The organism is Variovorax sp. SRS16 (assembly GCF_901827165.1).
Lineage (GTDB): Bacteria > Pseudomonadota > Gammaproteobacteria > Burkholderiales > Burkholderiaceae_C > Variovorax.
Map to the genome: position 1 here is coordinate 44,359 of NZ_LR594670.1, position 26,699 is coordinate 71,057.

The 26,699-nt window shown below is 60.9% G+C and carries 16 protein-coding genes and 7 pseudogenes; 18 read left to right on the forward strand and 5 right to left on the reverse strand.

Annotated elements, in window-relative coordinates; translation table 11 throughout:
• Positions 1-4: 4 nt before the first annotated feature.
• Positions 5-1,098, forward strand: a pseudogene (locus tag E5P2_RS37505) (IS91 family transposase); the annotation flags it as partial.
• 851 nt (positions 1,099-1,949) lie between these two features.
• On the opposite strand, the gene E5P2_RS37510 reads toward E5P2_RS37505, so the two are convergent.
• The 4 genes and pseudogenes from E5P2_RS37510 to E5P2_RS37525 form a co-directional block, all read right to left on the reverse strand.
• Positions 1,950-3,377 carry an amidase gene (locus E5P2_RS37510; protein WP_162572158.1) on the reverse strand — a complete coding sequence of 476 codons (1,428 nt, stop codon included), beginning with the start codon at positions 3,375-3,377 and terminating at the stop codon, positions 1,950-1,952.
• 86 nt (positions 3,378-3,463) lie between these two features.
• Positions 3,464-4,402 (reverse strand): helix-turn-helix transcriptional regulator, encoded by a 939-nt coding sequence (locus E5P2_RS37515; RefSeq protein ID WP_162572159.1) that lies wholly within the window; start codon positions 4,400-4,402, stop codon positions 3,464-3,466.
• 866 nt (positions 4,403-5,268) lie between these two features.
• A pseudogene (locus E5P2_RS37520) lies at positions 5,269-6,348 on the reverse strand (IS91 family transposase); the annotation flags it as partial.
• Positions 6,349-6,498: 150 nt separating this feature from the next.
• The gene (locus tag E5P2_RS37525; RefSeq protein WP_003158660.1) at positions 6,499-9,414 is read right to left on the reverse strand and encodes a Tn3-like element IS1071 family transposase; all 2,916 of its coding nucleotides are present in this window, start codon (positions 9,412-9,414) and stop codon (positions 6,499-6,501) included.
• 151 nt (positions 9,415-9,565) lie between these two features.
• Between E5P2_RS37525 and istB (E5P2_RS37530) the strand changes: the two are divergent.
• A pseudogene (istB, locus tag E5P2_RS37530) lies at positions 9,566-10,078 on the forward strand (IS21-like element helper ATPase IstB); the annotation flags it as partial.
• A gap of 193 nt (positions 10,079-10,271) precedes the next feature.
• Here the strand turns inward: istB (E5P2_RS37530) and E5P2_RS37535 are convergent.
• Positions 10,272-10,556 (reverse strand): annotated as a pseudogene (locus E5P2_RS37535) (phage integrase N-terminal SAM-like domain-containing protein); the annotation flags it as partial.
• A gap of 217 nt (positions 10,557-10,773) precedes the next feature.
• Here E5P2_RS37535 and qacG2 point away from each other — a divergent pair.
• The 16 genes and pseudogenes from qacG2 to E5P2_RS37615 form a co-directional block, all read left to right on the forward strand.
• The gene (gene qacG2 / locus E5P2_RS37540; RefSeq protein ID WP_162572169.1) at positions 10,774-11,106 is read left to right on the forward strand and encodes a quaternary ammonium compound efflux SMR transporter QacG2; all 333 of its coding nucleotides are present in this window, start codon (positions 10,774-10,776) and stop codon (positions 11,104-11,106) included.
• Between the two features lie 309 nt (positions 11,107-11,415).
• A complete protein-coding gene (locus E5P2_RS37545) occupies positions 11,416-11,976 on the forward strand; it encodes a recombinase family protein (RefSeq protein ID WP_108499742.1) in 561 nt (186 codons plus the stop codon).
• A 2-nt stretch (positions 11,977-11,978) separates the two neighbouring features.
• Positions 11,979-14,948: pseudogene (locus E5P2_RS37550) on the forward strand (Tn3 family transposase).
• Between the two features lie 324 nt (positions 14,949-15,272).
• Positions 15,273-15,437 (forward strand): DUF3150 domain-containing protein, encoded by a 165-nt coding sequence (locus E5P2_RS37555; RefSeq protein ID WP_162572161.1) that lies wholly within the window; start codon positions 15,273-15,275, stop codon positions 15,435-15,437.
• 114 nt (positions 15,438-15,551) lie between these two features.
• Positions 15,552-17,558: pseudogene (locus E5P2_RS37560) on the forward strand (Tn3-like element IS1071 family transposase); the annotation flags it as partial.
• 239 nt (positions 17,559-17,797) lie between these two features.
• Positions 17,798-19,324 (forward strand): IS21 family transposase, encoded by a 1,527-nt coding sequence (gene istA, locus E5P2_RS37565; RefSeq protein ID WP_162572162.1) that lies wholly within the window; start codon positions 17,798-17,800, stop codon positions 19,322-19,324.
• A 38-nt stretch (positions 19,325-19,362) separates the two neighbouring features.
• Positions 19,363-20,127, forward strand: a complete 765-nt coding sequence (gene istB, locus E5P2_RS37570; protein WP_162572170.1) for an IS21-like element helper ATPase IstB — start codon at positions 19,363-19,365, stop codon at positions 20,125-20,127.
• A 93-nt stretch (positions 20,128-20,220) separates the two neighbouring features.
• A pseudogene (locus E5P2_RS37575) lies at positions 20,221-21,135 on the forward strand (Tn3 family transposase); the annotation flags it as partial.
• Between the two features lie 1,145 nt (positions 21,136-22,280).
• Complete coding sequence (locus E5P2_RS37580) at positions 22,281-22,565, forward strand: hypothetical protein (protein WP_015063519.1); 285 nt, start codon at positions 22,281-22,283, stop codon at positions 22,563-22,565.
• Between the two features lie 96 nt (positions 22,566-22,661).
• Entirely contained in the window at positions 22,662-23,096 is a 435-nt protein-coding gene (locus E5P2_RS37585; protein WP_011171688.1) for an antirestriction protein, read from the forward strand.
• 47 nt (positions 23,097-23,143) lie between these two features.
• Entirely contained in the window at positions 23,144-24,550 is a 1,407-nt protein-coding gene (locus E5P2_RS37590) for a hypothetical protein (protein ID WP_011171687.1), read from the forward strand.
• 14 nt (positions 24,551-24,564) lie between these two features.
• Complete coding sequence (locus E5P2_RS37595; RefSeq protein ID WP_011171686.1) at positions 24,565-24,822, forward strand: helix-turn-helix domain-containing protein; 258 nt, start codon at positions 24,565-24,567, stop codon at positions 24,820-24,822.
• Positions 24,823-25,012: 190 nt separating this feature from the next.
• A complete protein-coding gene (gene kleA / locus E5P2_RS37600) occupies positions 25,013-25,270 on the forward strand; it encodes a stable inheritance protein KleA (protein WP_011171685.1) in 258 nt (85 codons plus the stop codon).
• A 116-nt stretch (positions 25,271-25,386) separates the two neighbouring features.
• Complete coding sequence (gene kleE / locus E5P2_RS37605) at positions 25,387-25,710, forward strand: KleE stable inheritance protein (RefSeq protein ID WP_075122821.1); 324 nt, start codon at positions 25,387-25,389, stop codon at positions 25,708-25,710.
• 1 nt (position 25,711) lies between these two features.
• Complete coding sequence (locus tag E5P2_RS37610) at positions 25,712-26,233, forward strand: DUF2761 domain-containing protein (protein WP_162572163.1); 522 nt, start codon at positions 25,712-25,714, stop codon at positions 26,231-26,233.
• 161 nt (positions 26,234-26,394) lie between these two features.
• Positions 26,395-26,699, forward strand: a 305-nt coding sequence (locus E5P2_RS37615) for a transcriptional regulator KorA (RefSeq protein WP_162572164.1), incomplete at its 3' end; no start/stop codon positions are given.

A 26,699-nucleotide genomic window follows, 5' to 3' on the forward strand; every position in this document is an offset into this window, starting at 1 on the left:
TAGCGCCATCGAGCGCTGCCGCACGTCCGCGCTGGGTGGTCACGTCGAGCAGTGCGACGCCTGCGGGCACCAGCGCATCGCTTTCAACAGTTGCCGCAACAGGCACTGTCCGAAGTGCCAGTCGCTGGTGCGCGCCCAGTGGCTGCAGGACCGGCAGGCCGAACTGCTGCCGGTCGAGTACTTTCACATCGTCTTCACCGTACCGCAGGAGATTGCCGCCATCGCGTACCAGAACAAGGCCGTGGTGTACGACATCCTGTTTCACGCCACCTCTGAGACGCTGCGCACCATCGCCGCCGACCCCAAACATCTCGGAGCCGAGATCGGCTTCATCACCATCCTGCATACCTGGGGCCAGAACTTGCTGCATCACCCGCATCTGCACTGCGTCGTGCCCGGCGGTGGGGTGGCCCCGGACGGCAAGCGCTGGATCGCCTGCCGAGCGGGCTTCTTCCTGCCGGTGCGGGTGCTGTCGCGGCTGTTTCGCCGCCTGTTCCTGACACAGTTGCGCAGCGCCTTCGACAACGGGGAACTGCGCTTCTTCAACGGCCTGGCTGCGCTACAGGATTGCGATGCCTTCGCCAGCTACCTGGCGCCCGCAACCCAGGCCGAGTGGGTGGTCTACGCCAAGCCACCTTTCGGCGGGCCCGAGCAGGTCCTGAACTACCTCGGGCGCTACACCCATCGCGTGGCGATCTCCAACAACCGCCTGGTCGACTTCGCCGATGGCGAGGTGGCCTTTGCGTGGAAGGACTACCGCCACGAATCGCGCCACAAGGTCATGCGCCTGGATGCCCAGGAGTTCGTCCGCCGCTTCCTGCTGCATGTCCTGCCCCTGGATTCCAGCGCATCCGCCACTATGGGCTCCTGGCCAACCGCTATCGCGAGACCAAGCTCGACCACTGTCGCCAGCTGCTGGCGGCACCCGCACCGGTCGTGGAGTTGCCCGATGCACCGCTGGACTATCGGGACCGCTATCAGCGCCTGACTGGCGTGTCTCTGCGCGACTGCCAGCATTGCGGTCGTGGCCAGATGGTGCGAATCGAATCCTTTCTGCCGGGAACCTTGCCGCGCGGTCCGCCGCCCATCCCCTCATGAACACAAGCCCGGCCTTCACCCCATGCGCTTCCAGATCCGTGTCGCGAAGCGATAGGTGTCCCTTTGCATGCTCACGCCCATCAATGGCGAGAGCCTCTCGCCACGCCCTCGTGGCAGCGCCAATGCACACGCCGCAGCCCCCCGTTCTTCGGTGCCAGCTCAACCCAGCGCTGCAATTTCCTCAGCCTTGCGCACCTGCGCCTCGCGCTTGGACAAGTCGGTGCTGATTCAATCCCCATAGCGCACCACCACCTGGACGGCGGTTTAGTTCAACGGGATCTTTAGCCTACCGGCTGCGGAACAGGCGTCGCGGGGTTGATCAGCGTCTGCGCGCCGCAGCCGCCAGGCTAAAGACTCTCTGCATTATGGAGAGCTTTCCATAAGCAGCGGTTGCTGCTGGTTGCGGGAGCGCCATGACTTCTCGCTCTTTGTACCCAAGCCGCCATCGGAGGGATACGCAGCCTCTGAGGCCCTATGTCCAGTTTTAGATACGGCCGACTTTGGGGAAATGTCGCTACTGCGCTTTGTCTCGAACGACGACGCCCCCAAGGCCCAACAGGTGCTATCGATCTCAAGGCATCCATGGACTATGAGTATCTTTGAACTGGAAGTTGAAAACTGTTTAGCGAAGCGGGTGAAGCCCACCTTCCAGAAGTCTACACCTGTCCTAGCGTCCGCACAGGAACCTTATGGGTAGCGCATATTGATTTCCTCAGGGTTCGCCACATTCAAAAATGCCAGTGCGAAGACCGAGAACGGATACCAACATCTGACCCCCGGTGTTTTAACTTTGTTTGAGGTTTCCCGGGAACGTCAAAGGCTTGAGTTGAGCAGGTTTGAAGAATCCACTTTTATTGAGCGAACACTTTGGGCCTGAATGCTCGCCAAGGCTGCAATCGTTCAAGGTCACGAGCGACCTGAAGCAAAACATCTTCACGCCCCATTCCCGCCACCATTTGAATGGGGACGGGCATCTCGTCATGCATGCCTGCTGGCAAGGTTAGCGCTGGCAGTCCGGTCATGTTGAACTGCGCCGTGAAAGGAATCGCATCGAAGAGCCGGTCGTACCAGCCATGAGCGTCGAGACTCGCATCGTTTTGATCCAGGTACCCAAGGGGCAGTGGCGTGCGTTTCAAGGCGGGCATCAAGATGATGTCGTAGCGCGTGAGAAATACGCCGAGACTTCGGGACATGGTGTTCATCACGGCAAACACATCCTCGATGTCCATCGCCGTCAATGCGTTGCCCGCCTGCGCGCAGGCCAGCGTCACTGCCTCAAGCACATCTGGCCCAGGTTCACGGCCCATAGCGGCTTTCAACCCATTGACCCCCACCGCAAGGAAAGACATCCACGCCGAAAAATTCGCGCGCATGAAAGCATCAACGTCATAGACAGGCGCCGTTTCCTCAATCACATGCCCCTGGGCCTCCAACAAGCGGGCGGTGCGCTGCAGCGCCTCGTCGATTTGCCGCTCCACCGCCGGCGCCTTGGGCCACTGCCGCACCAACGCTACTTTCAGTGGCCGGGTGTCGGAAGCAATCGCGCGCACGTAGGACTGGGTTGGCAAGGCGATGCCTTGGGTCGCGCCGATGTCGGGGCCTGCGACAGCATCGAGCAATGCCGCGCAATCGCGTACCGTTCGGGTCACGGCGAATTCGCAGGCCATACCGAGCACTGGCATCCCGTGGTAAGGGCCAAGAGGCGTTCGGCCCCGAGATGGTTTCAATCCGATCAGGCCGCAAGAGGCCGCTGGAATCCGTATGGAACCTGCGGCATCGTTGGCATGCGCCACGGGCACAATGCCAGCCGCTACAGCGGCCGCTGAACCCCCTGAAGAGCCGCCAGAAGAGCGATCGAGGTTGTAGGGGTTGCGGGTGGGCCCGTGAAGAACCGACTCGGTGGTGGCGTTGAAGCCGAACTCGGGCGTTGCTGTGATCCCGATGGTGTTGAGGCCCGCCTTGCGAAAGCGCGTGAACAGTTCACTGTCTGCCGGAGGAATGAACTCGCCCTTGGCCAGCATGCGGGTGCCCATCATTTGCGGCACGCCGCCTACCGCCAGAACCTGGTCCTTGACCAAAAATGGCACGCCAGCAAAAGCGCCCTCGCTGTCGCCCATCACTGGAGGGTCCAGCCTGCGGACAACGGCATTGATTGAACCGTTTACCGAATCGATTGCGCGGTTGGCACAGTCGGTGAGTTCTGCTCCGCTCACTTCTCCGGCTCTGACCAAATCGGCCAATCCAGTGGCGTCATGTGCGCTGTAGTCCTTCAAGTCCATGTCTCAAGCTCCTTATTTATGTCCTGTCACTTCAGGGCAAAGAGAGCTTGCAGCAAAGCGTCAATCTTTTGAATGATGCAAATGACCTATGGTGGCGAAGATCGGTCGGGGCTGGCCGAAGCAAGGACGGAGGCCAGCGTCGCTCGGTTGTGGACGCCCAGCTTGTCGTAGATTTGGCTCGTCTGATTGCGCACCGTAGCCGGGGAAATACCCAGATGGCGCGCGACGTGTTTATGGCTGAGGCCTTGGGTCAAGAGTGCTGCCACTTCCGCTTCGCGCGGGCTTAACCGACTGACCGGTGACAGGGGTCTGACGTGCACTCTCCGAAGTCCAGCGCCGTCGTCGACTTTGGCTGGCTTCGCGGTGATGACCAGTCCCAAATCATCAGCCACGAGTCGACCGGTGCGCGTCAGTGCCGTTCGGATGGCTGCCTGCAACTTATCGCGGACGGGGCCCTCAGCATCCATTCCCAAGGCAAGCAACCCGGCACCGCCAAAGACGCAGTGCCCGGCAGCGGAGACCAGCAGCTCAACACCCTCACCGCTAGTCGCGGCAGTCACGTCTGCCCGTTGGCGGATTTGTCGGTCCAACACCTCAACCGATGCGTACAGAAAATCGCGTTCTCCGTTGTGCCAGCGGCGCACGGACGATCCCCCATGGCGCAAACAGGCCAAGAACAATGAGCCTTGATGATCCGTTCGTATCTGGGTGGCTGTGGCGATGGACCCGATGCCATACCGATCCACCATCGCCATCATCCCGTCCGTCTGCACGGCTTGACTTCGCAGGTACGTGGCAACTCGTCTCGGGGCCTTGCGAATCTGATCAAGCAACAGATCTTCGTGGCTCATCGCCTGCCATGTTTGATAGAAGTCACCCGGCAGGTTCAGCGCAGCCGTGCCATGCATCACCGGGCCGGTATTGCTTGAGTTTGACGGCACGCCATTGCCCGCGCTTGAAGTCTCCCAGCCCAGGAACCCATACCAGGCCGAATCAAAGCCCAGCACCTTAGCCAGCCGCCTCACGCACCCATCCAGAGCAGAAAGCGGGGGCATTTCCTCTAGAAGTCGATCGACATCATTGAGGTAGGTCGAAAAGGTTCGAATGCTGCAGGTCAACAGCTGGCCCCCGTTGCTTAAGAATGGAAAGGAGTAGCACGCGTATCAATGTACTGGACTTCAACCGCTTCTGTAGACAATTATCATCTTCCAGTTCGAAGTTGTGACGTCTCCCCCATATCCGGACACTTTCAAACTGGAGTTGGACGGCTTCCGGCTTGTTGACCCGACCTCTTTTTGACGTACTCACTCGGGGTCAGGTCTGGGCGATGACAACATCTGACATTGGCAGGGCAACGCATGGCAGGCAATAGCCCATCGCTGATGAGTGGCCGCTGCCGAATTTACAGCGGTTGGGCGCCTCGCAGGATGACGAATGGCAGGTTTCGGCGGCGACTGTCATTGGGCTGCAAAACCTGACCGGCTGCAGTCAGCCTTTATGTACAGCTGTGCATAATGCAGAGAGTCTTTAGCCTGGCGGCTGCGGCGCGCAGACGCTGATCAACCCCGCGACGCCTGTTCCGCAGCCGGTAGGCTAAAGATCCCGTTGAACTAAACCGCCGTCCAGGTGGTGGTGCGCTATGGGGATTGAATCAGCACCGACTTGTCCAAGCGCGAGGCGCAGGTGCGCAAGGCTGAGGAAATTGCAGCGCTGGGTTGAGCTGGCACCGAAGAACGGGGGGCTGCGGCGTGTGCATTGGCGCTGCCACGAGGGCGTGGCGAGAGGCTCTCGCCATTGATGGGCGTGAGCATGCAAAGGGACACCTATCGCTTCGCGACACGGATCTGGAAGCGCATGGGGTGAAGGCCGGGCTTGTGTTCATGAGGGATGGCGGCGGACCGCGCGGCAAGGTTCCCGGCAGAAAGGATTCGATTCGCACCATCTGGCCACGACCGCAATGCTGGCAGTCGCGCAGAGACACGCCAGTCAGGCGCTGATAGCGGTCCCGATAGTCCAGCGGTGCATCGGGCAACTCCACGACCGGTGCGGGTGCCGCCAGCAGCTGGCGACAGTGGTCGAGCTTGGTCTCGCGATAGCGGTTGGCCAGGAGCCCATAGTGGCGGATGCGCTGGAATCCAGGGGGCAGGACATGCAGCAGGAAGCGGCGGACGAACTCCTGGGCATCCAGGCGCATGACCTTGTGGCGCGATTCGTGGCGGTAGTCCTTCCACGCAAAGGCCACCTCGCCATCGGCGAAGTCGACCAGGCGGTTGTTGGAGATCGCCACGCGATGGGTGTAGCGCCCGAGGTAGTTCAGGACCTGCTCGGGCCCGCCGAAAGGTGGCTTGGCGTAGACCACCCACTCGGCCTGGGTTGCGGGCGCCAGGTAGCTGGCGAAGGCATCGCAATCCTGTAGCGCAGCCAGGCCGTTGAAGAAGCGCAGTTCCCCGTTGTCGAAGGCGCTGCGCAACTGTGTCAGGAACAGGCGGCGAAACAGCCGCGACAGCACCCGCACCGGCAGGAAGAAGCCCGCTCGGCAGGCGATCCAGCGCTTGCCGTCCGGGGCCACCCCACCGCCGGGCACGACGCAGTGCAGATGCGGGTGATGCAGCAAGTTCTGGCCCCAGGTATGCAGGATGGTGATGAAGCCGATCTCGGCTCCGAGATGTTTGGGGTCGGCGGCGATGGTGCGCAGCGTCTCAGAGGTGGCGTGAAACAGGATGTCGTACACCACGGCCTTGTTCTGGTACGCGATGGCGGCAATCTCCTGCGGTACGGTGAAGACGATGTGAAAGTACTCGACCGGCAGCAGTTCGGCCTGCCGGTCCTGCAGCCACTGGGCGCGCACCAGCGACTGGCACTTCGGACAGTGCCTGTTGCGGCAACTGTTGAAAGCGATGCGCTGGTGCCCGCAGGCGTCGCACTGCTCGACGTGACCACCCAGCGCGGACGTGCGGCAGCGCTCGATGGCGCTAATCGGGGTCTCCTCGTTTTCAGTGCAATAAGTGACGGTACGAAAAGCTAGCACTGGCGCGGAGGTGGTGTTGGTAGATCGTTGATTTCATTGACTTTCCTGTTCACTTTCAAATCTGCGATTCGTGGCGTCAAACCGTGGTCGGTTTCATCCATTGGTGCCAGTTATCGATGCATTTGGCCGCGAAGGCAGGATTTGGTCAGCATAGCGGTCAACCGGGAAGCGAAACACACCCCGCAAGTTGATGCTCTCCAGCCTGGTGGGCGCAATCTTCCCGATCAGTTCCGGTGGAATGACCTGGCGGCGGTTCGACCAGCGATCCAGGACCGCCTGCATCTGTGAGGTATTCCACGCCATCACGATGTTGGCCATCAGGCTCAACGCATCGGCCACAGCCTGCATTTCATCGACACGTTTGGCCTGCGCCGGGCTGATCCGGCCGGTATAAATGGCGCGCTTGAGGGCGTTAACAGCCTCGCCCCGATTGAGCACCCGGCGCAACTCGTTCCTGAAAGCGTCCTTGACAAAGTAGTCAGCCAAAAACGCCGTACGCAGCAACCGCCCCAATTGCACGCCAGCCTCATAGATTGGATCGCCCTGGGCGGCAGAACCGAACCGCGCAAGAGCTGCCACCGCACTGGCATGTCCGCTCATGACCGAGGCTGCCAGGTGCACCAGACTATCCCAATGCTTTTCGATCAAAGCGACGTCGACATTGGCTTCGCACACCGCAGCGATTTCTGCGGGCACTTTGGTGCCGCGTGGCACAAAGAGGTGGCGCTGTTTGAGTTCCTTCAACCGCGGGCAAAGATCAAAACCAAGCAAACGGGCATGTGACATGGCAAAGTCGGTGTAGCCATGGGTATCCACAGCAAGCTGGCTGGTCTCCAGCTTTTCTTGGCGGATGACACCTTCAATGGCCACGCCCGCCTGGCGCTCATTGAGCACAAAGGGCTGCGCATGGAAGATGCCCCACCGGTCTTTTACATGGGAGTAGATTCCAATGGAAGGTGTGTTGCGCCGAGGATCAAGCCGGGCTTGCCACACCCGTTTGGTGGTCTCCATGGTCATCATGTCAGAAGATGCCAAATCGGACCGCCCCCAGGTGGCGGCAATCGGGTGTCGCTGCATGAATTCCAGCACAGCCTGGCAGGCCTGGCTCAGACGCCGTTCGTCCCGCGCCCAGCGCATGGCCTGGCGAATGCTGGTGGCAGACAATTGCGGAATCATGCGCGCGCATTCGACCGCAGTCAGACTGGTGCCGTGGGCCATGATGCCGGCATAGACCATCAGCAGCTCGTCGGTAGAGCGCGGCTCACGTCCGAGCATGATCCAGCTAAAGCGCACCTGGGCGTCAACGGCCAGAATCACTTCCGGCAATTGAACCTCACCGATGCGGTGATCCAAAGCCGCGCGCAGCTTGGTCACTTCTGGGTCTTCGTCCTCTGCGGGCAATGGCGACAAATGGAGTTCATCATCCACGCGCAGTACGCCACTGCGGGCTGCAGCGGCCACCGCATCGACACCGGCAGTTACTCTGGCCAGCAAAGGCTTCAAGAAAGTGGCAGCCTTGCTGGGTAACGATAGACGGGCATAGTGTTTCTTGGACTCTGCCTGCCAACGCTCGTCCGTGAAGAACAAGCGCGCACGACCCCGAAAGCTCAGGCTGTGCTCAATCCAGACCGAGCCATTGCGCACCGCGCGGCGCAGGGCAAACAGGGTGGCCACCTCCAACGCCTGAAACGCCCGTTCCCGGTCTGGGCTGGAGATCGAAACCTGCCAGATCATTCCCAGACTTGGTGCCACCACTTCAACTGGCAGCTTTCTGGATCCTTTGAGATATAAAGCTTGCAGCTTGGCAAGGTACTCGATGGCAGGATGCTCGCCGGTGGCCTGCCAGGGCAGCTTTGCAATGGCGACGAGCAACGACCGCACGGGGCGAATTCCATCAATCAATCCCTCGCGGACCAGGGAGGCCCTGCTCGGTGGTTTGCGTTTCTGGGTTTCGGTGATCAAGGCTTCAAGACGGGCACGCAACTCAGCATCTGGCACCGCACCTTGCGCGCTCAAGGCAACAAGTTCGCCGAGCAGCGTTTTGTACATTGCGGCCCAATTGACGGTAGCGGGGACATCGGCGGCAGCCTGACGCCACAGATCGGCGATCCGGCGCTGCACCATAAGGATCAACTGGTCTGTGGTGGTGAACAGGCAATACCGAAGAAAGCATGCGACCTCCACGGTGCGCGCTGGCTCTTTGATCTTGGCTCCGGCTGAGGGCGGCCTGGAGACAAGTCGGCGCGCGTAGCGGCGCAAGATGAGATCGGGGATGTCTGCCAGGTGCTTATGAACGTCCAGCGTGTAAAGCAGGTCGATGCGCTCCAGTACCTCGCTGATTTGGCGGGTTGAGTGTTTCGCCGGTGCAGCCCATAGCCAACTCTGCTGGGTTTGTCCATCTGGGCGCAGCTCTGAAACTGAGGCTCGCCAGCGATCAAGTGTTGCTGGATCAACGCTGGCGGCGATGGCGGTGCCTGTTTCAACTTCAAGCTGGGCAAGTGCCGCCGCAATCAGTGTCCGAATTGCCCGCTCGTGCACGATCACCAGCTTGTTCTTGTACAGCCATTGACGCGCCCGCACGAGTAGCTGATCGCGGTCGGCGCAGCGCGCCACTTCGTCGCGCAGTTCACGTACCAGTGAGCGGCGCTGGTGCTCGCTCATCCACTGGAATCCAAGGACCGTGCAGGCTACTTGTTGGTGATCGAATAGCGTGCGCCCGCGTTCATACATGGCTCTCAGCGAGGCGACTTCTGGTGCTGCAATGCCAAGCTCGTTGCCAAGGTGGCGCCACAAGGCTACTGGAATTACCCGAAAGGCACCGAGCAAACGCCCACTCATGCGCAGGAAACCAATATGGAGCGCCAGACCAAGCTTGTGGGAATCACCTCGGCGTGCATTGATTGCGTCGCGCTCGGCACCATCGAAGGTGAAAAATGCCTTCATCTCGAAGTCGCTGATATCGCGGGGGAGCCCACGCATCCCCAAAAACGTTGTGTGCCAACCCTGCATCGTGAACCTCAAAAGTGGGAGGCCACCATACCCGTTTACAAAGCGAACAGGAAAGTCAATGAAATCAACGGTCTACCCAGACCACCCCCGCGCCAGTGCTAGCTTTGCGTACCGTCACTTATTGCACTGAAAACGAGGAGACCCCAGCATGGCGTTCACCGAGCAGGCGCACAACGTGGTGCTGGTGGGTGGCCCCGGCACGGGCAAGACGCATCTGGCCACGGCCATCGGCGTGGCGGGCATCACGCGCCATGGCTCACGCGTGCGGTTTTACTCCACGGTGGACCTGGTCAACGCACTGGAGCAGGAGAAGGCCCAAGGCAAGGCAGGCCGCATCGCAGCGAGCTTGCAGCGCATGGACCTGGTCATCCTTGATGAGCTGGGCTACCTGCCCTTCAGCCAGGCAGGCGGCGCCTTGCTGTTCCACCTGCTGAGCAAGCTCTACGAGCAGACCAGCGTGATGATCACCACCAACCTGGACTTCAAGGAATGGTCCAGCGTGTTCGGCGATGCCAAGATGACCACGGCACTGCTGGATCGACTCACGCACCACTGCCACATCGTCGAGACGGGCAACGAGTCCCACAGGTTCATGCACAGCACAGCCGTGGCCAAGAAACGCATCAAGGCACGCGAACAGGCCAAGAAGGCTGAGCCGTTCTGAGCGGTTCAAGGGCAAGCCGCTACGGGCTTCGCCCTGCGCGGCTTACCCTCAACGGACGACCACCGAGCTCGATCACCAAGGAGACCAAAACCGACCCAAGGCACTACACTTATCCACAGCCGACCTTCACAGGTTGGCCATTAGCCCTGGCTCAAAATTCAATCGGCACGGTGGCTCAATTTTGAATCGGCGCCAACACGTTGAGCGCCTGCCGGTGGGTGGCCGGCGCCACTTGCTTCTCGGTGGCGAGCATGGTCAGAAAACCCTCGACTTCAGCTTGCCCCATTTCGCGCGGATGTCGAAACCCACCATGGCTGCGGGCCGTCCACAACACAAATGCCTTGGCCCAGTAGACATAAGCCTTCTCGGTCTGTAGGCTGTAATGCAGGTAGCGAACCCGTTCGCGCACCTGATCGAGCAGCTTGATGGATCGGGGAGGGACCCAGTCAGGTTTGTCATTTCTGTTATACCTGTTCATGCATCCAGTATGATGCTTTACAGAATTGATTTCAAACACTTTTTTTGGGTGCCGTGCGACATTGTTTAACGACCACGGTTGTGGGTATCCGGTGTTTGGTCAGATAAACCATAAGTTAGATGCTTTGCTGTGCGCACAAATTTCGGCCAGCAACAAGACTGTTTGTTTTCTTAAATCGAACCTAAAATTTCTTCGCGGAACTCCATGGAGAAATATTTTGAAAAATTGGTTATTTCTGGCTACGGCCATTATTTCTGAGGTCATTGCAACCTCTGCGCTCAAGTCTAGTGAGGGCTTTACTAGGTTAGTACCGTCTTTTATCGTCGTAGCGGGATACGCTGCTGCTTTTTATTTCCTGTCGCTGACACTCAAATCGATTCCTGTTGGAATCGCCTACGCAGTTTGGTCGGGCCTCGGGATCGTCTTGGTCACTGCGATTGCATGGGTTTTGCATGGTCAAAAACTAGATATGTGGGGATTTGTTGGTGTCGGCTTCATTATCAGCGGCGTTGCTGTGCTCAACTTGCTATCTAAGGCAAGTGTTCACTAAAACGGTCGCATCTAACCATTCCGTCGAGAGGGACCGCCCACAAGCTGCGCTTGCGGGTTCCCTTCGCGGCTTCGCCGCTACGGCGGCCCCTCACGTCAAACGTTGAGCGACTGCTTACCCGTTTGACGGTCGGCCGCTCCTGGCCGGGAGCCGAAACCCAGAGTTGGGGCGTCAACCTGATCTATACCCTATCCTGATGTCAGGAGAAGCCACCCAGCAACGTCAGAATAGAGTTAACTTTTGTGTTTCTTGACACCTGCGGCGAAAGGTCATAGATTTCTTCCTGACACTTTCGTATTTGGAGGTATCTTGCAGGGTCAACGCATCGGCTACGTCCGGGTCAGCAGCTTCGACCAGAACCCGGAGCGGCAACTGGAGCATGTCGAAGTCGGCAGGGTGTTCACCGACAAGGCGTCGGGCAAGGACACCCAGCGGCCCGAGCTTGATTCGCTGCTGGCCTTCGTGCGCGAAGGCGACACCGTGGTGGTTCACAGCATGGATCGCTTGGCGCGCAACCTCGATGACTTGCGCCGCCTCGTACAAAAGCTGACCAAGCGCGGCGTGCGCATCGAGTTCGTCAAGGAAAGCCTGACCTTCACCGGCGAGGATTCACCGATGGCGAACCTGATGCTGTCGGTCATGGGGGCGTTCGCCGAATTCGAGCGGGCCTTGATCCGCGAGCGGCAGAGGGAAGGCATCGCGCTCGCCAGACAGCGCGGAGCCTACCGGGGCCGCAAGAAAGCGCTGTCGCCAGAACAGGTAGCCGAGCTGCGGCAGCGGGCCGCCGCCGGCGAACAAAAAGCGAAGCTGGCACGTGAATTTGGTGTCAGCCGGGAGACCCTGTATCAATACTTGAGATTGGATCAATAAATATGCCTCGTCGTTCCATACTGTCCGCCGCCGAGCGGGAAAGCCTGCTGGCGTTGCCGGACACCAAGGACGACCTAATTCGACATTACACGTTCAGCGATACCGATCTCTCCATTATCCGGCAGCGGCGCGGGCCTGCGAATCGCTTGGGCTTTGCCGTCCAGCTCTGCTACCTGCGCTTTCCCGGAATCTTCCTTGGTGTCGATCAGGCGCCGTCTTTGCCCCTACTGAAACTGGTCGCCGACCAGCTCAAGGTCGGCGTCGAAAGCTGGGACGACTACGGGCAGCGGGAGCAGACCCGGCGCGAGCACCTGGTCGAACTGCAAACGGTGTTCGGCTTCCAGCCGTTCACGATGAGCCACTACCGGCAGGCCGTGCACACGCTGACCGAGCTGGCCATGCAAACCGACAAAGGCATCGTGCTGGCCAGTGCACTGATTGAGCATCTGCGGCGGCAGTCGATCATCCTGCCCGCACTCAACGCCATTGAGCGCGCCAGTGCCGAGGCCATTACCCGCGCCAACCGGCGTATCTACGAAGCGCTGTCCGAACCATTGTCGAACGGGCACAGGCATCGCCTCGACGATTTGCTGAAACGCCGCGACAACGGCAAGACGACCTGGCTGGCCTGGCTGCGCCAGTCGCCCGCCAAACCGAACTCGCGCCACATGCTCGAACACATTGAGCGCCTCAAAGCCTGGTAGGCGCTCGATCTGCCGCCCGGCAGCGAGCGGTTGGTTCACCAGAATCGCTTGCTCAAGATCGCCCGTGAGGGCGGCCAGATGACGCCTGCCGACCTGTCCAAGTTCGAGCCGCAACGGCGCTACGCCACTCTCGTGGCGCTGGCCATCGAGGGCATGGCTACGGTCACCGACGAAATCATCGACCTGCACGACCGCATCCTGGGCAAGCTGTTCAACGCCGCCAAAAACAAACATCAGCAGCAGTTCCAGGCATCCGGCAAGGCTATCAACGCCAAGGTGCGCCTGTACGGGCGCATTGGGCAGGCGCTGATCGACGCCAAGCAGTCGGGCCGCGACCCGTTCGCTGCCATCGAGGCCGTCATGTCCTGGGATGCCTTCGCCGAGAGCGTCACTGAGGCGCAAAAGCTCGCGCAGCCCGATGACTTCGATTTCCTGCACCGTATCGGCGAGAGCTACGCCACCTTGCGCCGCTACGCGCCGGAATTCCTCGACGTGCTCAAGCTGCGAGCCGCGCCCGCCGCCAAGGACGTGCTGGACGCCATCGAGGTGCTGCGCGGCATGAACACCGACAACGCCCGCAAAGTGCCTGCCGATGCCCCGACCGACTTCATCAAGCCGCGCTGGCAGAAGCTGGTGATGACTGACGCGGGTATCGACCGGCGCTACTACGAGCTGTGCGCGCTGTCCGAGCTGAAGAACTCGCTGCGCTCGGGCGACATCTGGGTGCAGGGATCGCGCCAGTTCAAGGACTTCGAGGACTACCTGGTGCCGCCCGCGAAGTTCGCCAGCCTCAAGCAGTCCAGCGCATTGCCGCTGGCCGTGGCCACCGACTGCGACCAGTACCTGCACGACCGCCTGACGCTGCTTGAAGCGCAGCTTGCCACGGTCAACCGCATGGCAGCGGCCAACGACCTGCCGAATGCGATCATCACCGAGTCGGGCCTGAAGATCACGCCGCTGGATGCGGCGGTACCCGACACCGCGCAGGCGCTGATCGACCAGACAGCCATGATCCTGCCACACGTCAAGATCACCGAACTGCTGCTCGAAGTCGATGAGTGGACGGGCTTCACCCGCCACTTCACGCACCTGAAATCGGGCGATCTGGCCAAGGACAAAAATCTGCTGTTGACCACCATCCTGGCCGACGCGATCAACCTGGGCCTGACCAAGATGGCCGAGTCCTGCCCCGGCACGACCTACGCCAAGCTCGCCTGGCTACAAGCCTGGCATACCCGCGACGAAACCTATTCGACAGCGCTGGCCGAGTTGGTGAACGCCCAATTCCGGCATCCCTTCGCCGAACACTGGGGCGACGGCACCACGTCATCGTCGGACGGCCAGAACTTCCGAACCGGGAGCAAGGCCGAGAGTACCGGTCACATCAACCCGAAATATGGCAGCAGCCCTGGGCGAACCTTCTACACCCATATATCCGACCAGTACGCGCCGTTCCACACCAAGGTGGTCAATGTCGGCGTGCGCGACTCGACCTATGTACTTGACGGCCTGCTGTACCACGAGTCCGACCTGCGCATCGAGGAACACTACACCGACACGGCAGGCTTCACCGATCACGTCTTTGCCCTGATGCATCTCCTGGGCTTCCGCTTTGCGCCGCGCATCCGTGACCTGGGCGACACCAAGCTGTTCATCCCCAAGGGGGATACCGCCTATGACGCGCTCAAACCGATGATTAGCAGCGACAGGCTGAACATCAAGGCTATTCGTGCCCACTGGGATGAAATTCTGCGGCTGGCCACCTCGATCAAGCAGGGCACGGTGACAGCCTCGCTGATGCTTCGGAAACTCGGCAGCTATCCGCGCCAGAACGGCTTAGCCGTCGCCCTGCGCGAGCTGGGGCGCATCGAACGCACGCTGTTCATCCTGGACTGGTTGCAAAGCGTGGAGCTGCGCCGCCGCGTCCACGCCGGACTCAACAAGGGCGAAGCGCGCAACGCGCTGGCCCGCGCCGTATTCTTCAATCGGCTGGGCGAAATCCGCGACCGCAGCTTCGAGCAGCAGCGCTACCGGGCCAGCGGCCTCAACCTGGTCACGGCGGCCGTCGTGTTGTGGAACACGGTCTATTTGGAGCGCGCAGCACATGCGTTGCGTGGCAACGGGCATGCTGTCGATGACACGCTATTGCAATACCTGTCGCCGCTCGGCTGGGAGCACATCAACCTGACCGGCGATTACCTCTGGCGCAGCAGCGCAAAGATCGGCGCGGGCAAGTTCAGGCCGCTACGACCGTTGCAACCGGCTTAGCGTGCTTTATTTTCCGTTTTCTGAGATGACCCCTGATAGTGCCCCTTGGCCAGGCGGTCGATGTGAAGGGTGAGGCTCAGTGCGTGCGTTGCGGGCATGGTGGAGTAACCAGGTGGTGTGCTTGGGCGGGGTAGGGCGACGTGGCTTTATGTTGCCACAGGCCTGGTCCGGTTCGATTGCGGGGCCCGAGTCCTTCCCCTAAGATCGGCTCGTTCGGTTCTTCCGTCCGCAGGTCTTAGCGCTTGCATTTAACTGTCAACCCCAGCGGGAATTCACATTCCCGCAAGGGGTAGTGGGTTCCCGCTCCTCTTTTGGAGTACCCACATGAACGCACCCGCCGTTCTCAACATCAAACAGACGCAAGCCAACGGCATCGTCTGTGTCTCTCTGGACATCCACCTCTGGTCTGGCCGCAAGCGTCTCCGCAAGGAAAACTTGCTGGCCAAGAACCCGGAGCTGGGGTCTCCTCGTTTTCAGTGCAATAAGTGACGGTACGCAAAGCTAGCACTGGCGCGGGGGTGGTCTGGGTAGACCGTTGATTTCATTGACTTTCCTGTTCGCTTTGTAAACGGGTATGGTGGCCTCCCACTTTTGAGGTTCACGATGCAGGGTTGGCACACAACGTTTTTGGGGATGCGTGGGCTCCCCCGCGATATCAGCGACTTCGAGATGAAGGCATTTTTCACCTTCGATGGTGCCGAGCGCGACGCAATCAATGCACGCCGAGGTGATTCCCACAAGCTTGGTCTGGCGCTCCATATTGGTTTCCTGCGCATGAGTGGGCGTTTGCTCGGTGCCTTTCGGGTAATTCCAGTAGCCTTGTGGCGCCACCTTGGCAACGAGCTTGGCATTGCAGCACCAGAAGTCGCCTCGCTGAGAGCCATGTATGAACGCGGGCGCACGCTATTCGATCACCAACAAGTAGCCTGCACGGTCCTTGGATTCCAGTGGATGAGCGAGCACCAGCGCCGCTCACTGGTACGTGAACTGCGCGACGAAGTGGCGCGCTGCGCCGACCGCGATCAGCTACTCGTGCGGGCGCGTCAATGGCTGTACAAGAACAAGCTGGTGATCGTGCACGAGCGGGCAATTCGGACACTGATTGCGGCGGCACTTGCCCAGCTTGAAGTTGAAACAGGCACCGCCATCGCCGCCAGCGTTGATCCAGCAACACTTGATCGCTGGCGAGCCTCAGTTTCAGAGCTGCGCCCAGATGGACAAACCCAGCAGAGTTGGCTATGGGCTGCACCGGCGAAACACTCAACCCGCCAAATCAGCGAGGTACTGGAGCGCATCGACCTGCTTTACACGCTGGACGTTCATAAGCACCTGGCAGACATCCCCGATCTCATCTTGCGCCGCTACGCGCGCCGACTTGTCTCCAGGCCGCCCTCAGCCGGAGCCAAGATCAAAGAGCCAGCGCGCACCGTGGAGGTCGCATGCTTTCTTCGGTATTGCCTGTTCACCACCACAGACCAGTTGATCCTTATGGTGCAGCGCCGGATCGCCGATCTGTGGCGTCAGGCTGCCGCCGATGTCCCCGCTACCGTCAATTGGGCCGCAATGTACAAAACGCTGCTCGGCGAACTTGTTGCCTTGAGCGCGCAAGGTGCGGTGCCAGATGCTGAGTTGCGTGCCCGTCTTGAAGCCTTGATCACCGAAACCCAGAAACGCAAACCACCGAGCAGGGCCTCCCTGGTCCGCGAGGGATTGATTGATGGAATTCGCCCCGTGCGGTCGTTGCTCGTCGCCATTGCAAAGCTGCCCTGGCAGGCCACCGGCGAGCATCCTGCCATCGAGTACCTTGCCAAGCTGCAAGCTTTATATCTCAAAGGATCCAGAAAGCTGCCAGTTGAAGTGGTGGCACCAAGTCTGGGAATGATCTGGCAGGTTTCGATCTCCAGCCCAGACCGGGAACGGGCGTTTCAGGCGTTGGAGGTGGCCACCCTGTTTGCCCTGCGCCGCGCGGTGCGCAATGGCTCGGTCTGGATTGAGCACAGCCTGAGCTTTCGGGGTCGTGCGCGCTTGTTCTTCACGGACGAGCGTTGGCAGGCAGAGTCCAAGAAACACTATGCCCGTCTATCGTTACCCAGCAAGGCTGCCACTTTCTTGAAGCCTTTGCTGGCCAGAGTAACTGCCGGTGTCGATGCGGTGGCCGCTGCAGCCCGCAGTGGCGTACTGCGCGTGGATGATGAACTCCATTTGTCGCCATTGCCCGCAGAGGACGAAGACCCAGAAGTGACCAAGCTGCGCGCGGCTTTGGATCACCGCATCGGTGAGGTTCAATTGCCGGAAGTGATTCTGGCCGTTGACGCCCAGGTGCGCTTTAGCTGGATCATGCTCGGACGTGAGCCGCGCTCTACCGACGAGCTGCTGATGGTCTATGCCGGCATCATGGCCCACGGCACCAGTCTGACTGCGGTCGAATGCGCGCGCATGATTCCGCAATTGTCTGCCACCAGCATTCGCCAGGCCATGCGCTGGGCGCGGGACGAACGGCGTCTGAGCCAGGCCTGCCAGGCTGTGCTGGAATTCATGCAGCGACACCCGATTGCCGCCACCTGGGGGCGGTCCGATTTGGCATCTTCTGACATGATGAGCATGGAGACTGGGTATTCCGGAGCATCGTGACCGCTCATTCCGGGCCATCGTGACCGAGTATTCCGCTCGAACGTGACCGACGATTCTGGGCTCAACGTGACCGATTTCCGGGTAGCCCGGAATCCCCGGTCACGATGGCGGAATCGATGGTCACGGCAGCGGAACGCTGCCGTATGTCAGCGTGTTGGTGTTGCGCATTTCATCCACCCCATGCGGGTAGCCTCGCCGGCTTTTTGCCGGAGACAAGCGTGCCCGCACCAAGGATCAACATGCGCAAGATCAGAGACGTCTTACGTCTCAAACTCGAAGCCCGCCTCTCCCATGAGCGAATCGCTGCCTCTCTGGGCATCTCCAAGGGCGTCGTGGCCAAGTACGTCAGCCTGGCCGCTGTCGCCGGGCTGGATTGGGCGGCCATCCAGACGCTGAGCGACACGGCCCTGGAGCGCCGGGTCGTGCAAGGCCGGATGGACCGGCCGACCCATTACGTGCTGCCCGACTACGGTCGCGTCCACCAGGAGCTGCGGCGCAAAGGCATGACCCTCATGCTGTTGTGGGAGGAGTACGTCGCCGCCCACCCCGGGCAGCCGACCTACCGCTACAGCCAGTTCTGCGAGCGGTATCGGCGCTATGCACTGCGCCTGAAGCGCTCCATGCGCCAAGTCCACCGCGCCGGCGAGAAGCTCTTCGTCGACTACGCCGGCCCCACAATCGAGCTTGCCGATGGCAGCCGGGCACACATCTTCGTGGCCGCACTGGGCGCGTCCAGCTACACCTTCGCCTGCGCAACGCCGCGCGAGACCATGGCCGACTGGCTCGAAGGCTGCGCGCGCGCCCTGAGCTTCATCGGCGGCGTACCCCAGTTGATCGTCCCGGACAACCCGCGCGCCATGATCGCGAACCCGAACCGCTACGAGCCGCGGGTCAACGACACGGTGGAGGACTTCGCGCGTCACTACGGCACCTCGGTGCTGCCGGCGCGCCCGCGCCATCCGCAGGACAAGGCGAAGGTGGAATCGGCCGTGCAGGTGGTCGAGCGCTGGATCCTGATGCGCCTGCGTCACCACCGCTTCGCTACCGTCGACGACGTGAACGAGGCGATCGAGCCCTTGCTGCAGCAGCTCAACGCCAAGGCCTTCCAGAAGCTGCCCGGCAGCCGCGCGAGCGCCTTCGCCGAGCTGGATGCACCTGCCTTGCAGGCGCTGCCGTTGCAGCCCTGGGAATGGGCCGTCTTCAAGAGCGTGCGGGTGCACATCGACCATCACGTCGAGATCGAGGGTCATCGCTACAGCGTCCCGCAGAACCTCGTGGGCCTGCTGCTGGAGGCCCGCATCACCACCCGCGCGGTCGAACTGCTGCACCGCGGACAGCGTGTGGCCTCGCATCAGCGCAGCGCGCACAAGGGCGGCTTCACGACCGTCGTCGCTCACCTGCCGGCGGCACACCGCGCGCATCTGGAATGGACACCCGAGCGGCTGGTGCACTGGGGTCAGAGCATCGGCGTGGCCACGGGCCGCCTGGTGGTGCGTCTGATCGAGGAGCGGCGCCACCCTGAACACGGCTACCGGGCTTGCCTCGGGCTGCTGTCGCTGGCGCGCCGCTATGGCAAGGAACGGCTGGAGGCGGCCAGCCTGATTGCCCTGGAACTGGGCACGGCGAAGTACGTGCATGTGAAGGCCATCCTGGTCAATGAGCGCGACAAGGCGACCGCGAGCACGGCGCCGAACTGGACCAGTCCGGCGCATGAGCACGTGCGTGGTCCTGCCTATTACCAGTGACCTTCAGGCACAGCGCCCCGAACAACAAGGAATACCCAATGATGATGAATACGACCCTGGATCAACTGCGCAGCATGAAGTTGATGGGCATGGCAGCAGGTCTGCAAGACCAGCTCACCAGCGCCGGCATGACGGCCATGAGCTTCGAGGAGCGCACGGCCTTGCTGGTCGAGCGCGAGGTCCACTGGCGCGGCGACAAGCGACGCGAGCGGCTCTTGAAGGAGGCTCGACTGAAGTACCCGCAGGCGGCCATCGAGGACATGGATGCGCGCGCCGGTCGCGGCGTCGATCGCAAGGCGGTGATGAGTCTGGCCCTGGGCGACTGGATCGATTCGGGCCACAGCGTTCTGATCACAGGCCCGACCGGTGCGGGCAAGTCGTGGCTGGCTTGTGCGCTGGCGCAGTACGCCTGCCGGCGCGGGCGTTCTGCGTATTACCAGCGCATGCCCAGGCTCGGTGAGGAGCTGCGCATCCGGCACGGCAACGGGACCTTCGGCAAATGGCTGATCCAACTGGCAAAGACGGATGTGCTGTTGCTGGACGACTGGGGCATGTCGGCGCTGGATGTTCAGGCCAGGTCCGACCTGCTGGAGATCATTGACGACCGGGCGGCCAGCAAGGCCACGATCATCACCAGCCAGTTGCCGATCGAGCATTGGCATGCGTGGGTCGGCGACGCCACCATCGCCGACGCGATCCTGGATCGTCTGATGCAGAAAAACCATCGGCTCACCTTGACGGGTGAATCTCTTCGACAGAAACCAAAACCCGACACAAAGGAGAAGAACACACAACCATCGTGACCGACGCTTCTAAAATCTGAACGCGCAACTCAGCACGAAGGACGACCGGTCACGATAGAGCGGAATCAGCGGTCACGTTCGCCGGAATACGCAGAGACCACCAAACGGGTGTGGCAAGCCCGGCTTGATCCTCGGCGCAACACACCTTCCATTGGAATCTACTCCCATGTAAAAGACCGGTGGGGCATCTTCCATGCGCAGCCCTTTGTGCTCAATGAGCGCCAGGCGGGCGTGGCCATTGAAGGTGTCATCCGCCAAGAAAAGCTGGAGACCAGCCAGCTTGCTGTGGATACCCATGGCTACACCGACTTTGCCATGTCACATGCCCGTTTGCTTGGTTTTGATCTTTGCCCGCGGTTGAAGGAACTCAAACAGCGCCACCTCTTTGTGCCACGCGGCACCAAAGTGCCCGCAGAAATCGCTGCGGTGTGCGAAGCCAATGTCGACGTCGCTTTGATCGAAAAGCATTGGGATAGTCTGGTGCACCTGGCAGCCTCGGTCATGAGCGGACATGCCAGTGCGGTGGCAGCTCTTGCGCGGTTCGGTTCTGCCGCCCAGGGCGATCCAATCTATGAGGCTGGCGTGCAATTGGGGCGGTTGCTGCGTACGGCGTTTTTGGCTGACTACTTTGTCAAGGACGCTTTCAGGAACGAGTTGCGCCGGGTGCTCAATCGGGGCGAGGCTGTTAACGCCCTCAAGCGCGCCATTTATACCGGCCGGATCAGCCCGGCGCAGGCCAAACGTGTCGATGAAATGCAGGCTGTGGCCGATGCGTTGAGCCTGATGGCCAACATCGTGATGGCGTGGAATACCTCACAGATGCAGGCGGTCCTGGATCGCTGGTCGAACCGCCGCCAGGTCATTCCACCGGAACTGATCGGGAAGATTGCGCCCACCAGGCTGGAGAGCATCAACTTGCGGGGTGTGTTTCGCTTCCCGGTTGACCGCTATGCTGACCAAATCCTGCCTTCGCGGCCAAATGCATCGATAACTGGCACCAATGGATGAAACCGACCACGGTTTGACGCCACGAATCGCAGATTTGAAAGTGAACAGGAAAGTCAATGAAATCAACGATCTACCAACACCACCTCCGCGCCAGTGCTAGCTTTTCGTACCGTCACTTATTGCACTGAAAACGAGGAGACCCCTAGTTGTAGCGAATGGTGTGCAGTCGCGCCGAGCGATGTTCAGTCTGATTCAGCGATGGAAATCACACCAGGTCTGCCGAAGATCCACCCGCGCCCTGTGGGCGGCTTGTGGACAAATCGGCTCACCGTGACACTTGGGGGGCGTTCATTGACACTTGGGGGGCAGAGTACCCCGGCGCACTGCAGACACTTGAGGGGCAAACGTCGGTTTTCAGCCTAGCCAGGCGTGGCCAAGTGCCTGCAAGCGCTCGCCGCGGTCAAGTTATGCACAGGAACTGTGCATAAGCCTGTGGAAAAGCCCGATTTCTATAGACACTTGAGGGGCGCAACCCTAGACACTTGGGGGGCGGCTTCGTTGACACTTGTGGGGCCAACTACAGACATTTGAGGGGCGCACCCTAGACACTTGAGGGGCAGCGGTTTTGCTTTTTTCTTGGCGTATCAACGACTTACGGCATGTTTTCCGATGCGCTAACCGCTTTATAACCACTTTTTAAACCAAATTTTATAAACCGTAGTTATTAACCTGCGTGCTTAAAAAGCACGCGCCGAAGGGGGGAGACCCCCCTTCTCGATCCCACCCGGCCGCAAGCGGCCTCCCATCCCCCCAGGGGCTGCGCCCCTCGGCCTTCGGCCTCACCTGCATTCGAGCTGCGCCTAACGGCGCAGAGGGCTACCAAACAGGCGCAAGCGCCTGCAACAGCCCTAATTTCGTCTCTAGGTCGCTGCGCTATGCCCAAAGGGGCTGCGCCCCTCTGGACTCCTGCAACTCTCCATGCAGCTCAACCATCGCGGCCACGATGGAAGGACCGCGCAGCGCAACGGACGCAAGGTTTTACTCCAAGGGGAAAAGGGCCGGCGACCGTTAGCCGGATTGCTGGGAGAAGTGGCCCCTCAAGTGTCAAAGAAACGCGGGTACGGGTTGACGGAATAGGGCATTTTGCCCTATAATTGATGGCAAGGCCGGGCGCTTCGCCCAGGTCAACAACCGGAGCATTTCCGATGAGCAAGACTTTGAAAGTGGCCGCCTTTCGTGCCGAAGCCGATCACCTGTTTCGACTGGCGAACGTCGATTACCACGCCTGCGTCGGTGCCCACGAGCTGGACAACTGGCGAGCCGTCGCCGGCCGCGTGCTGGCCGAGGTCGAGCACTGCGAATGCAAGCGCGCCACGCCCTACGACCTGGAGCAGTTCCGCAAGGCTGTCGAGGCCGTGAAGGAACGCATCACTCAGGCCGTCGAGCGCGGCCAAGCCAAAGCGGCCAACGATTCCCGCTTTAGCGGCTAAAAAGTTTAGCTAAATTGCTGTAACTTAGGGCATTTTGCCCTATAATTCATTTTGAAGGCCGGGCATTTCGCCCAGGTCAACAACCGGAGAACTCCGATGAACGACACCCAAGCAAACCAACCCGTCACCGCGTCCCTGGTCGCCAGTAATCGCCGGCTTACCTTCCTACCTACTTACTTCGGACCGCGCCTGATGATGCGCGGCGAATCGCTGGTGTATGCCTGGCTGCGCCGGCTCAGTGAAGACTACAACGGCGGGTTCTGGAACTACTACGAACTGAGCAACGGCGGGTTCTATCTCGCGCCCGAGCTGACTGGCCGGCTGTGCCTGGAGGTCGACGGGAACGGGTACAGCGGCGAGCTGTCGGCCGATGCGGCCGGCATCGTCGCAACCCTGTTCACCTTGGGCCAGCTTGCCGCTGACAACCAGGGCACGGACGTGGCGGATGTGCTGATCGACCGCTACCACTTCCTGCGCGACTTCGCACGCGACCACGCCGAGGCCGCAGAAATCTTCCGAGCGATCGACTAAAGGGGGCCGGCTCCAGCCGAAAGGCTGGGGCCACCTGGAGCGCGATCATGGATCATGAAGACAGAACCGACCGGCGCAATGCGGCCATCGAGCCCGGCCGCCTTCTCGCGGATGGGGACGTGGGCGCAGCCGAGCGCTGCCATGCGTGCGGCGAGCTGCTGCACCCCTACCCCGAGCCCGAATACTGGATGCAATACCCCCTGCCGGGCTGCTGCGTGGTGGACGGCCTGCGTTTCTGCGACGACGACCGAAAACCGGAGTGCATCGACTCGCACCTGGTCAAGCATCCGACGCCGGCAGCGCCGGCCGCCGTGAAGACCAAGAAGCGCGCCAAGAAGGCCGGGGGCGTCGAGGAGCGACTACGCGAGCGCGACGAGGCGGCGGCGGACCTGGCGGCCGAGCTGCCCGAAGAGCGGGCCGGCCTGCTGGCGGTCGCGGCCGAGGCCGTGGCCGCTTGTCACGCGGCCGTGCTGGCCAGCGACGGCGCTGCCGCCGAAGCAGCCGCGAATCGTTACGACGCGAGCATTTGGAAGCTCAACGGCGGCACGTACCAAGGCTGCAAGGATGGCGCGAACCCCGAGGCGGCCGGCACGTTGATCGAGCTACATTGCAGCGCCGCGCCTGGCGTGGTGCCGATGTGGGGCCAGTCGGGGGAATTCCTGATGGAGTCGGCCGGCGTGCGCTGCCTGGTGGAAGTCGGTGATGGCTTTGGTTCGCTGCTGGATCGGCATTTCGCGTTCCATGTCGTTGACCTGGACGGGCCATTTATCTCAGAGACGGGCTACCGTTCGCATTTCGAGACGGCACAGGGCGGGATGACCGTTGACCAGGTGGCCGCCGCCGTGTTCGCCGGCTATCTCAAAGCGCATCGTCGCTACCTGACAGCCGAAGCGCAAAACAGGCATGCCGCCAAGCCGGTGCGCCCCTGGCTGGCTGGCATGGCGCAACCGCCCAGGCGGGCGCGGGCCATCGAGCCGGTGGGAGCCGATGACCTGGCCGAACCACTGCCGTCCGGGTTCGTGCTGGTGGATGCCGTCCTGACCAAGCACCAGGCATTCATCGTCAAGAAGTGGGCCGAAGCTGCGCGCCTGAAAGTCAAGGCGGCCAGGGGGGCCGCCAAGGCCGTGCCGGCCCGGATCGACGCCAAGGAAGAAGACGTAGCGCCCTCCCCTGCTGCCGAGAGCGACGACTACTACTACGAGGAACCCCCGGCGACAGAGGCGTTTTTCAAGGGCGTTCGGTGCCAGATCAAGAGCGTCCACCATCCTGTTTTCGCCAAGGACATAGGCAAAAAAGTGGTCGTGACCAGAGTTGCCGCAGACACCCGCCAGGTGTTCGCGCATGAGGATCGACCCGTAACGTACAAAATCAACCGGAATGGGCGGCGCGTGGTGGATTCAGACCCGCGCTGTATTGAGTCGATTTACAGCATGGATGCCTTGCGCATCCTATGACCAGGAGCAATGCAATGTCAGAGGCAAATATCAGGCTTGAATGCCTGCGGCCCGCAAACGACGGCTGGGAGCAGCCGACCGGCGAAGAGGTGCGCGAGGCGCTGAAAGCGGCGGGCTTCACGGGAGGCCAAGCCGCGAAAGCCCTCGGGCTGGGGGCAAAGGGCGATAGAACCGTACGCCGCTGGATCGGCGGGGATTCGGCCATCCCCTATGCCGCATGGGCCTTGCTGTGCGACTTCGGCAATTTGGGCCAAATCTGGAAGAAGGACTAGCTAGCCGCTTTAGCGGCTAAAGCCATGAATACCCCGGCTGCGCCGAATTTTTACGCCAAGGAAGAAGATTTTCACGGCAATTTAGCGAAAATATTTTCGTTAAATCAGTTGACAGCTAGGGCATTTTGCCCTATCATGTTACTTAGAAGGCCGGGCATACCGCTCAGGTCAATAACCGGAGAACCATCCGATGAACAAGGCACCGATCATGCCGTGGGTCGATCAACTTGCAGGCGCACCCGCTACCGACTTTCCCGCTCGACGCGATCAAATCGCTGTAGTGATGGACGAAGCAGCGGCGTTGACAGAGCAAGCAACGGGGTTGCTGAACAAGGCGGCCGAGCTGCGCGCCAAGGCGTACTACGCAGCGTTGAGCCTGGAGGGCGACGCCAAGGGGAAATGGGGTTATGAGGAAGTAGAGCAGGCGAAGCGCCGAGCTGATTGGTAGGAGGAACGCCCCGGAGTGATCCGGGGCATTCGGCCCTGGTGCTGTCACACCAAAGGCCCAACCATAGGCGCGGTTGCACCCTGCATTGGATAGGCAATGCGAAAAGGGGTCAAGCGATGACGAACATCATCAAGTTTCCAGGCAAGGCCGAGGCACCCGCCGAGGTCGCACCGGAGCCGGCAGCGCAGGAGAAGCCAGCGCCTGCCGCGCCGCGCCGGGGCCTGTTCGCGCCCGTGGTCAAGGCCGTCTGGGTTGTCGTCGTACTGGTGTGGCCGCTGCTGAAATGGATCGTCTCGATTGACGTGTTTTTTCAGTTCATCCGCATGGTCTACCACTGGAACACGCCGGGCGTTTTCGCCGGCTGGACGTTCCTCGCGCACTTCGCTGTGCTGGTGGCCTTGACGTATTTCGTATCCATCTACAAGCCCAAAGGAATTTGACATGACGAAGATGCTGCGCCCTTATCCGCTTGGCTACGTGTGCCCGAACACGGGCCGGGTGGCGGTGCTGGTCCGGGCCTACGCCGATAGCGACCTGAACGGCGATGCACCGGCCTACTGGTACAGCCAGAAGTCGGAGGAATGGGGCCTTGACCCGTGGAAGCTGGTGGAAGGTGTTGATCCACACGCGGCCGGTGGGTCGTATGACATTTGTTTTGCCAACGGTTCGGTTTCGACAGTCGGGCCGTTGATGACGATCTTCCTGGGTGCCGCTGACGCGGCCCGGTTGAACGCCAAGGAGGAAGACGAGCGACGTGAGGCGCTGGCCGTGATTGCGGGCGACCTTGGGCTTGATGCATCGGCCTTGCGCATCGAAAGCCTCATCGAGAGCCGCCCGGCAGTGTTCTACGACATGCCGGACGGCACTACGCGCAGCGCGTGCAGTCTCGATTCCGAGTGCTGGCGGGAAGCGCTTGCCAGGGGTGCGGCAGTACGCGCAATCCGCCAGGCAAAGGCGCATTAACAGGTGACCCGTTTTTTCGGGCCGTTTTTCGTGCCAAAGAAAATTTTAGCGGCTAAAACGCTTGACTCAAGGACAAAGTTTAGCTAAACTTTGTCTTATGGGTGCTGGCTGTCACCAGCTTTTTTTAACTAGGCGCGGAGTCAATGATATGGGTGCAATCCATGAAGAAACGGCTAACCGAAGCCCAGTTCCAGGCGTGCATAAAGGGCTTGGACGTGGGCCAGCAGACCATCGAAATAGCGCGGGGCGTGCTGGTTTTGGGCCAGCCGCAAGCGGTTTTCATCACGTCGCTGGGACTGACCAAAGGGGCAGTCTCGCAGGCCGTGAGCAGGGTGTGGACGGCGTTTTCGTCCAAGAACGTACCCCAGGGGTACGAGCGGGTTTCGGCAGTGCTGCCGGAGCATCAGGCGTTCATCGTCAAGAAGTGGGCCGAGGACGCGGCGACAAAGAAGAAGGAACCCAAGAA

Bases quoted from the DNA above. Each gene is read 5' to 3' on its own strand.
- E5P2_RS37510 (WP_162572158.1), bottom strand. From the start codon at position 3,377: ATGGACTTGAAGGACTACAGCGCACATGACGCCACTGGATTGGCCGAT.
- E5P2_RS37525 (WP_003158660.1), bottom strand. From the start codon at position 9,414: ATGCAGGGTTGGCACACAACGTTTTTGGGGATGCGTGGGCTCCCCCGC.
- E5P2_RS37555 (WP_162572161.1), top strand. From the start codon at position 15,273: ATGAACGCACCCGCCGTTCTCAACATCAAACAGACGCAAGCCAACGGC.
- istB (WP_162572170.1), top strand. From the start codon at position 19,363: ATGATGATGAATACGACCCTGGATCAACTGCGCAGCATGAAGTTGATG.
- E5P2_RS37580 (WP_015063519.1), top strand. From the start codon at position 22,281: ATGAGCAAGACTTTGAAAGTGGCCGCCTTTCGTGCCGAAGCCGATCAC.
- E5P2_RS37585 (WP_011171688.1), top strand. From the start codon at position 22,662: ATGAACGACACCCAAGCAAACCAACCCGTCACCGCGTCCCTGGTCGCC.
- E5P2_RS37590 (WP_011171687.1), top strand. From the start codon at position 23,144: ATGGATCATGAAGACAGAACCGACCGGCGCAATGCGGCCATCGAGCCC.
- E5P2_RS37595 (WP_011171686.1), top strand. From the start codon at position 24,565: ATGTCAGAGGCAAATATCAGGCTTGAATGCCTGCGGCCCGCAAACGAC.
- kleA (WP_011171685.1), top strand. From the start codon at position 25,013: ATGAACAAGGCACCGATCATGCCGTGGGTCGATCAACTTGCAGGCGCA.
- kleE (WP_075122821.1), top strand. From the start codon at position 25,387: ATGACGAACATCATCAAGTTTCCAGGCAAGGCCGAGGCACCCGCCGAG.
- E5P2_RS37610 (WP_162572163.1), top strand. From the start codon at position 25,712: ATGACGAAGATGCTGCGCCCTTATCCGCTTGGCTACGTGTGCCCGAAC.